2 protein-coding genes and 1 pseudogene are annotated in these 2,023 nt (G+C 69.6%); all 3 read left to right on the plus strand.

The genetic code is table 11. From position 1 onward, the window contains the following. A pseudogene (locus JMF90_RS34930) lies at window positions 1-721 on the plus strand (glucose-6-phosphate dehydrogenase); the annotation flags it as partial. An 88-nt stretch (window positions 722-809) separates the two neighbouring features. Next, the gene (gene pgl / locus JMF90_RS34935; RefSeq protein ID WP_011544825.1) at window positions 810-1,490 is read left to right on the plus strand and encodes a 6-phosphogluconolactonase; all 681 of its coding nucleotides are present in this window, start codon (window positions 810-812) and stop codon (window positions 1,488-1,490) included. Continuing rightward, a partial coding sequence (locus JMF90_RS34940) for a glucokinase (RefSeq protein WP_201326151.1) occupies window positions 1,468-2,023 on the plus strand: 556 nt, incomplete at its 3' end. The genes pgl and JMF90_RS34940, both read left to right, overlap by 23 nt.

The raw sequence follows: 2,023 nt of genomic DNA on the forward strand, positions 1-2,023 counted from the left end.
GCCGCCGCACTCGATGGATTCCGACTCGGTACGCGACGAGAAGCTGCGCGTGCTGCGCGCGCTGAAGCCGATCGATCCGCGCGACATCGGCAAGGTCGCGGTGCGCGGCCAGTATCATGCGGGCGTGATCAAAGGCGCGCAGGTGCCGGCCTACGCGACCGAGCCGGGCGTGAAGCCCGACAGCCAGACCGAAACCTTCGTCGCGCTGAAGGTCGAGATCGAGAACTGGCGCTGGGCCGGCGTGCCGTTCTTCCTGCGCACCGGCAAGCGTCTGGCCGACCGCGTCGCGGAGATCGTCGTCAACTTCCGCCCGGTGCCGCATTCGGCGCTCGGGCCGACCGCGCTGCGCCCCGGTTCGAACCGTCTCGTGATCCGGCTGCAGCCGAACGAGACGATCCGCCTGTACTGCCTCGCGAAACAGCCGGGCGAAGGGATGAACCTCGCGAGCGTGCACCTCGACCTCGCGTTCGACCAGTTCTTCAAGGAAGGGCAGATGGAGGCGTACCAGCGCCTGCTGCTCGACGTGATCAACGGCCGGCTCGCCCTGTTCGTGCGTCGCGACGAGCAGGAAGCCGCCTGGCAATGGGTCGAGCCGATCCTGAACGAATGGGCGCGCACGCTCAAGCCGCCGAAGCCGTACGCGGCGGGCACGTGGGGGCCGGCCGCGTCGAGCGCGATGCTCGCGCAGCACGACACCTGCTGGCTCGAAGAAGAAAACTGATGCAAACCGTTGCGGCGTACGCCACCGTACGCGGCAACGCGCCTCACGATTCGTACGATTTGAACAGACAAAGCAGTCCGGAGGAGATGTGATCGAGATCCACGCTTTCGACACCCAGGAAGCGCAAAGCGAAGCGCTCGCGCGCGCCGTCGGCGATGCGCTGCGCGCGGCGCTTGCCGGCCCCGCGCGCCCCACGCTCGCGGTGTCCGGCGGCACCAGCCCGCGCCCGTTCCTGCATACGCTGTCGCACGCGGCGCTCGACTGGGCCGGCGTCGACGTCACGCTGGTCGACGACCGCTGGGTGCCGGACGACGACGCGGCCAGCAACGCGCAACTCGTGCGCGACACGCTGCTGCAGCGCGCGGCGGCCCCTGCCCGCTTCCTGCCGCTCGTCGACACGCGCAGCACGCTCGACGCGCACGTCGCCGCGTTGAACGCGAACCCCGACTACCGCGTGCCGACCGTCGCCGTGCTCGGCATGGGCGAGGACGGCCACACCGCGTCGATCTTCGCCGACGCACCCGAATGGGACCACGCGATCACGACGTCCGAGCGGTTCGTCGCCGTGCATCCGGGCGCGGCGCCCCATGCACGCGTGAGCTATTCGCTCGATGCGCTCAAGCGCGTCGACCGGCTGTTCCTGCTGATCGCGGGCGCCCGCAAACGCGACGTGCTCGACGCCGCGGCCGCGTCGCTGCAGAAGAACGCGATTTCCCAACTGGCCAACGACAAGGGGACCCAGCTCGATGTCTACTGGTGCGCAAAGTAAGGCGGTCGTCGCGGGTCAGCATGCCGACGGCCCGCGCCTGCTCGCGGACGTCGGCGGCACCAACGCGCGCTTCGCGCTGGAAACCGGCCCCGGCGAGATCACGCAGATCCGCGTGTATCCCGGCGCCGACTATCCGACGATCACCGACGCGATCCGCAAGTATCTGAAGGATGTGAAGATCAGCCGCGTGAACCACGCGGCGATCGCGATCGCGAACCCGGTCGACGGCGACCAGGTCACGATGACCAACCACGACTGGAGTTTCTCGATCGAGGCGACGCGCCGCGCGCTCGGCTTCGACACGCTGCTGGTCGTCAACGACTTCACCGCGCTCGCGATGGCGCTGCCGGGCCTGACCGATGCCCAGCGCGTGCAGGTCGGCGGCGGCGCACGTCGCCAGAACAGCGTGATCGGCCTGCTCGGGCCCGGTACCGGGCTCGGCGTGTCGGGGCTGATTCCGGCCGATGACCGCTGGATCGCGCTCGGCAGCGAAGGCGGCCACGCATCGTTCGCGCCGCAGGACGAGCGCGAGG

The organism is Burkholderia sp. E168m23, from assembly GCF_016586125.1.
GTDB lineage: Bacteria > Pseudomonadota > Gammaproteobacteria > Burkholderiales > Burkholderiaceae > Burkholderia > Burkholderia orbicola.